This window comes from Microbacterium sp. P2_F9 (assembly GCF_056403635.1).
Genome location: NZ_JBFUFC010000239.1, coordinates 1 through 4,903 on the forward strand (window position 1 = coordinate 1; position 4,903 = coordinate 4,903).

Here is a 4,903-nt window from a genome sequence, read left to right on the forward strand (position 1 = left end):
GGCGAGCACGTCGCCGGTGCCGGCCGTCGCGAGCCACGGCGTGCCGGACTCGACGGCCGTCGCCCAGCCGTGCGGATCGGCGACGATCGTGCGCGCGCCCTTGAGCACGATCACGGCGCCGAGCGCCGCCGCCGTCTCCCGCGCCGCCTGCACGCGGTCCGCGTCGGTCGGTGCCAGGCCGAGTCCCCGGCGCAGGCGCTCGTGCTCGCGCTCATGGGGCGTCACGATGCGCCGCGCCGTCGCCCCGACGGCGAGCGCCAGCGCGCCGGCATCGACCACCACGGGAAGGTCCCCGGCGAGGAGGTCGCGCAGCGCCGTGGTCTCGGTGGCCGGCCGGGTCGCGGCATCCGTTCCCGATCCGATCAGCCACGCCTGCACGCGACCGTCGATCGTCACCGTCTCGGGGCGGCGCTGGAGCACGAGGTCGCGCGCCGCGCCGAGGTAGCGGACCATGCCCAGACCCGTCCGCCACGCCGCTTCGACCCCGAGCACCGCGGCGCCCGGATACTCCGTCGACCCGGTTCGGATCCCCAGCACACCCCGGGAATACTTGTCGTCGGCGGCTGTTGGCTTCCGGAGAGCCCGGGCGGTGTCTTCGGGTATCCACAATCCGGCCATGGCCAGACCCTAACCGCCCCACCCTCGCTGCCGCATCTCGCCGCCGCATCCGATCCGCACAGGAGCCCCTATGCCCGCGTTGTTCTCCCCCCTGACGATCCGCGGGCTGACCGCCCGCAACCGCCTCTGGGTGGCACCGATGTGCCAGTACAGCGCCGTCGACGGCGTGCCGCAGGAATGGCACCACACCCACCTCGCCCAGTTCGCGAACGGCGGCGCCGGGATCGTCATCGCGGAGGCGACCGCGGTCTCGCCCGAGGGGCGCATCTCCCCCGAGGACACCGGCATCTGGAACGACGCGCAGCGGGAGGCATGGACCCCGATCGTTGCAGCCATCCGCTCCCGCGGCGCCATCGCCGGGATCCAGCTCGCGCACGCGGGCCGCAAGGCTTCGACCTGGTCGCCGTTCTCCGGCCACCACGGCAGCGTGCCCGCCGCCGAGGGCGGCTGGACCGCCGTCGCACCGTCGGCGATCGCGTTCGAGGGCTACGCCGAGCCGGTCGCGCTCGACCTCGCCGGCATCGACGCCGTGGTCGCCGACTTCACCGCGGCCGCCCACCGCGCCCTGGCCGCCGGATTCGAGCTGCTCGAGATCCACGCCGCCCACGGCTACCTGCTGCACGAGTTCCTCTCGCCGCTGTCGAACCTCCGCGACGACGAGTACGGCGGCTCGCTCGAGAACCGCGCCCGGCTGCTGCTGCGCGTGGTCGATGCGGTGCGGGATGCCGCACCAGACGTGCCGCTGCTGGTGCGGTTCTCGGGCACGGACTGGGCCGAGGGCGGCTGGGACGTCGAGCAGACCGCGACCGTGGCGCGCTGGTGCGCCGACCGCGGGGTCGATTTCTTCGACATCTCCAGCGGTGGTCTCGTCGAGCACCAGAAGCTGACGATCGGCCCGGGCTACCAGGTCGCGCTCGCCGCCCACGTGCGCCGGGAGGCCGGTGTCCTGGTGAGCGCGGTCGGGCTGATCTCCGACGGCCCGCACGCCGAGGCGATCCTGCAGGACGACCAGGCCGATGCGGTCATGGCCGCACGCGAGTGGCTGCGCGACCCGCACTTCGCACTCCGCGCCGCGTCCGAGCTCGGCGCCGACATCGACTACTGGCCCAAGCAGTACGTGCGCGCGCGCCGCCGCCGCTGACTCCCAGGGGTCAGCGGCCGCGGCGGCGGGTGGCGTCCTGGATCTCGCCGATCAGCTCCTCGATGATGTCCTCGAGGAACAGCACCGCGGTGGTCCGGCCGTCGTCGTCGCGCACCTGGGCGAGGTGCCGCCCGGCGCTGCGCATGAGCGCGAGGGCGTCCTCGAGGTCGGTCGACTCGAGCACGGGCACCATGTGGCGGATGCGCGACGCCTCGATCGGACGCGCGGCGCCGGTCTCGGCATCCGACTCCTCCGCGGTGCGCAGCACGTCCTTGAGGTGCACGTAGCCGAGCGGGTCGCCCCCGCCGTCGACGATGACGTAGCGCGAGTAGCCGTGCTTGGCGACCGCACGCTCGATGGCGTCGGCGGTCGTCTGCTCGGGAAGGGTGACCAGGTCGGCGAACGGCACCGCGATGTCCTTCGCCTTCTTCTCGGTGAACTCGACCGCGGCGGTCACCGTGCCGGCCAGGTCGTCGAGCACGCCCTCGATCCGCGACTGGTTGACGATGGTCGCGACCTCTTCCAGGGTGAACGTCGAGGTGGCCTCGTCTTTGGGCTCCACCCGGAACAGCCGCAGGATGCTGTTCGAGATCCAGTTCAGCGACACGATGATCGGGTGGAAGACCTTCGACACGCCCACGAGGGGCGTGGCGAGCAGGAGCACAGCCCGATCGGGCAGCGTGAACGCGAGGTTCTTCGGCACCATCTCGCCGAAGACGACGTGCAGGTACGAGACCACGACGAGCGCCACGATGAAGGCGATGACGTCGACCATCGCCTCGGTCAGGCCGAGGGCCTCGAGCGGCACCGCGATCAGGTGGTGGATCGCGGGCTCGGACACGTTCAGGATCAGCAGCGAGCAGATCGTGATGCCGAGCTGACTCGTCGCCAGCATGAGCGTCGCATGCTCCATGGCGTACAGCGCGGTGCGCGCCGCGCGCGAGCCCTTCTCGGCGAGCGGCTCGATCTGCGACCGGCGTGCGGAGATGACGGCGAATTCCGCGCCGACGAAGAAGGCGTTGAAGGCGAGGAGCACGAACAGCCAGGCGATCCCGGCCCAGTCGCTCATCGGGTGCCCCCGTTCTCGTCCGCACCGGTCGGCATCGGCGTGGCCGTGAATCTGACCCGGTCCACGCGACGCCCGTCCATCCGCTCCACCGCGAGCGTGCCGTCCTCGACCTCGACCTCGTCGCCGACGGCCGGGATGCGCTCGAGCTCGCTCATGAGGAAGCCCCCGACCGTGTCGTACACCTCGCCCTCGGGAACGCGGATGCCGGTGCGGTCGAGCAGCTCGTCCGGTCGCAGTTCCGCGGGGAAGACGACGGCGCCCTCGGACCGGATGATCCCGGCGCGGCGGAGGTCGTGCTCGTCGAGCACCTCGCCGACGATCTCCTCGACGAGGTCCTCCAGGGTGGCCACGCCCGCCGTGCCGCCGTACTCGTCCACGACGATGGCCATCTGATACCCGCGGGCGCGCAGTTCTGAGACCAGCGCGTCGAGGTGCACGGCTTCGGGGACGCGCAGCGGCTCGGTCGCGAGGGCGGCTGCCGGGACATCCGCTCGTCGATCGCGCGGCACGCCGATGGCGGCCTTGAGGTGGACGATGCCGACGATGTCGTCCATCGACTCGCCATAGACCGGGAAGCGGCTGTGCCCGGTGCGCCGGGCGAGCTGGATGATGCCCTCGGCCGAGTCGCTCGCGGCGAGCGCGTGCACGCTCGGGCGCGGGGTCATCACGTCGGCGGCGCTGAGCCGCGCGAAGGTCAGGCTGCGATCGAGGAGGGATGCCGTGTCCTCTTCGAGCACGCCGGCGCTCGCAGAGCGGCGGACGAGGCTGGAGAGTTCTTCGGCCGTGCGCGCGCCGGAGAGCTCCTCCTTGGGCTCGACGCCGATGAGCCGAAGGGTCGCGTTGGCGCTGCCGTTGAGCACGGTGATCACGGGGCGGAAGACCTTGGTGAACCCGACCTGGAACGGCAGGACGATCTTCGCGGTCTGCCGCGGCAGGGCGAGCGCGAAGTTCTTGGGCACGAGCTCGCCCAGGATCATCGACAGGATCGTCGCGATCGACACTCCGACGAGCACCGCGATCGGCGACACCCAGGCCGTCGGCACGCCCCACGACACCAGCACCGGACTCAGCAGGCTCGAGATCGCCGGCTCCATCGCGTAGCCGGTCAGCAAGGTCGTGAGCGTGATGCCGAGCTGTGCGCTGGAGAGGTGCGTGGAGGTGATCCGCAGCGCGTTGATCGTGAGCGAGAGGCGGGTCTCGCCCTTGTCCCGACGGGCTTCGAGGTCAGCCCGGTCGAGGTTGACGAGCGCGAACTCGCTCGCCACGAACAGGCCGGTCCCCACGATGAGCAGGAGCCCCACGCCCAGCATGATGTACTCCATCACGCATCACCCCCGCGGGTGCGGGAGGCGGGTCGGTGGGGCGAACGTCTGCAACTGGGGGGGTCGTCCATCGTTGCGCCAGTCTACGGCGTGGCCGGATGCCGCGACCCGGCCGCTCCGGGCATCAGCACCCGTCCGTGCCTCGCGCTGTCGATACCGCCAAACGCGCCCGACAACGACGACAGCGGGTACCGGTTTCGACCGCGCAAGGGGTCTCGGCCTCGGCTGGCGCCCGCCTCCTCCACAGCCGACACGTGCGCGCGGGGTCTGCCTCGAATCGAGCGCACGACACGGATGCTCCGGCACGAGCGCCCAGGGTGGGTCCGTGGAATCGATCCAGACGGCGGCGCACGACCTGATCGTCGTGTCGCGACGGTGCGAGCAGCTTGATCCGGTCGACGACAAGCGCCGACGGCGGCTCGTCGCCGACGGAACCTGGACCCGGGTGATTCCCGGCGCCTACGTTCTGACCGCGGAATGGAAGCGACTCCGCCCCATCGAACGGCACCGGGTCCGTCTCCAGGAGGTCGCCCGCCGGCTCGATGCAGGCGCGATCGTGTCACACCTGGCCGCCGCCGCGGAGTGGGGCATCGACGTGCTCGGGACGTGGCCGACGTCGATCGACCTCACCATCGACCGTGCGAGCGGCGGGCGCTCGGGCGGGTCCGTGCGACGTCACGCGCTCGGACTGGAGGGAGTCGAACGCGTCCCGTTCGGAATGCACGAAATCACGACTCCGGCTCAGACCGCGCT

Annotated in this window: 4 protein-coding genes and 1 pseudogene; 2 read left to right on the top strand and 3 right to left on the bottom strand. The window is 71.5% G+C overall.

Features of this window, described 5'->3' with window-relative positions:
* A partial coding sequence (locus tag AC1DVT_RS17835; protein ID WP_477390469.1) for an ADP-dependent NAD(P)H-hydrate dehydratase occupies window positions 1-537 on the bottom strand: 537 nt, incomplete at its 3' end.
* 151 nt (window positions 538-688) lie between these two features.
* Here AC1DVT_RS17835 and AC1DVT_RS17840 point away from each other — a divergent pair.
* Window positions 689-1,759 (top strand): NADH:flavin oxidoreductase/NADH oxidase, encoded by a 1,071-nt coding sequence (locus AC1DVT_RS17840; RefSeq protein WP_477390470.1) that lies wholly within the window; start codon window positions 689-691, stop codon window positions 1,757-1,759.
* A gap of 10 nt (window positions 1,760-1,769) precedes the next feature.
* Here the strand turns inward: AC1DVT_RS17840 and AC1DVT_RS17845 are convergent, their stop codons facing one another.
* Together AC1DVT_RS17845 and AC1DVT_RS17850 are read right to left on the bottom strand one after the other, a co-directional pair.
* A complete protein-coding gene (locus AC1DVT_RS17845; RefSeq protein WP_477390471.1) occupies window positions 1,770-2,828 on the bottom strand; it encodes a hemolysin family protein in 1,059 nt (352 codons plus the stop codon).
* Window positions 2,825-4,150 (bottom strand): hemolysin family protein, encoded by a 1,326-nt coding sequence (locus tag AC1DVT_RS17850; protein WP_477390473.1) that lies wholly within the window; start codon window positions 4,148-4,150, stop codon window positions 2,825-2,827. Before AC1DVT_RS17850 ends, AC1DVT_RS17845 begins: the two co-directional genes overlap by 4 nt.
* A 325-nt stretch (window positions 4,151-4,475) precedes the next feature.
* Here AC1DVT_RS17850 and AC1DVT_RS17855 point away from each other — a divergent pair.
* Window positions 4,476-4,903, top strand: a pseudogene (locus tag AC1DVT_RS17855) (hypothetical protein); the annotation flags it as partial.

What these genes read in the sequence shown, in the direction of transcription:
- AC1DVT_RS17840 (WP_477390470.1), top strand. Translation starts at nt 689, where the DNA reads ATGCCCGCGTTGTTCTCCCCCCTGACGATCCGCGGGCTGACCGCCCGC.
- AC1DVT_RS17845 (WP_477390471.1), bottom strand. Translation starts at nt 2,828, where the DNA reads ATGAGCGACTGGGCCGGGATCGCCTGGCTGTTCGTGCTCCTCGCCTTC.
- AC1DVT_RS17850 (WP_477390473.1), bottom strand. Translation starts at nt 4,150, where the DNA reads ATGGAGTACATCATGCTGGGCGTGGGGCTCCTGCTCATCGTGGGGACC.